Raw genomic sequence first — 610 nt, 5'->3', positions numbered from 1 at the left:
CAGGCACCAAGGTTGTGAGGGTCAGTCACGCCATCCAACACCAATAGCAACGGTGTCTCATGCTGCGCTAGGATGTCGTCAATGTCGTTTTCGTTCAGCTGTTTTGCTGGTTTTACGCGCGCGATGATGCCTTGGTGGTTTGCACCATGTGCTTTGTCATCCAAGGTTTTACGCGTCATTTGTTGGATAGAAACACCACACACCTGCAAATCGTTCAAGATTGGCATTAGGCGATCGTCTTGGCGTCCTTTTAGAACGTACGCTTCAATAAAACGTTCTGGTTCGCGTTCCAATACCGCTTTCACGGCATGAATGCCGTAAATAAATTCGTTGCTCATTACTTAACCTGTTTCTGTGCTTCGCTCACCGCCAATCTGCGGTAACAGATTGGCGCTTCAGCCTACTGCGCGTCTTGCTTAGTGCGCTTGGTTTTCTTTGGCTTACTGTGTGGCTTTTTCTTGTGGGCTTTCTTCACCTTTGGCTTCTTTGCGCTGTCGTCATCCCCACGTTTTGGCCCTTTGCGTTTACGGCCAGAATCCGTTTGTTCTGGGCGCTTAGTTGGCTCAATAGCAGGAACAGCGCGCGCTGTAGCACCTTCTTTTGATGAAGA

At 49.3% G+C, this 610-nt stretch carries 2 protein-coding genes; both read right to left on the bottom strand.

Features of this window, described 5'->3' with window-relative positions; all coding sequences use genetic code 11:
- Nucleotides 1-338: RNA methyltransferase substrate-binding domain-containing protein (locus tag R7R24_RS28350; RefSeq protein ID WP_318120402.1), on the bottom strand; the 338-nt coding region annotated here is incomplete at its 3' end.
- 62 nt (nt 339-400) lie between these two features.
- On the bottom strand, nt 401-610 hold a 210-nt coding region (locus R7R24_RS28345; protein ID WP_318120401.1), incomplete at its 5' end, for a hypothetical protein.

It is taken from the genome of Vibrio sp. 704 (genome assembly GCF_033339295.1).
Note: the sequence above shows the minus strand (reverse complement) of the source record. Positions and strands in the feature narration are given on the sequence as shown.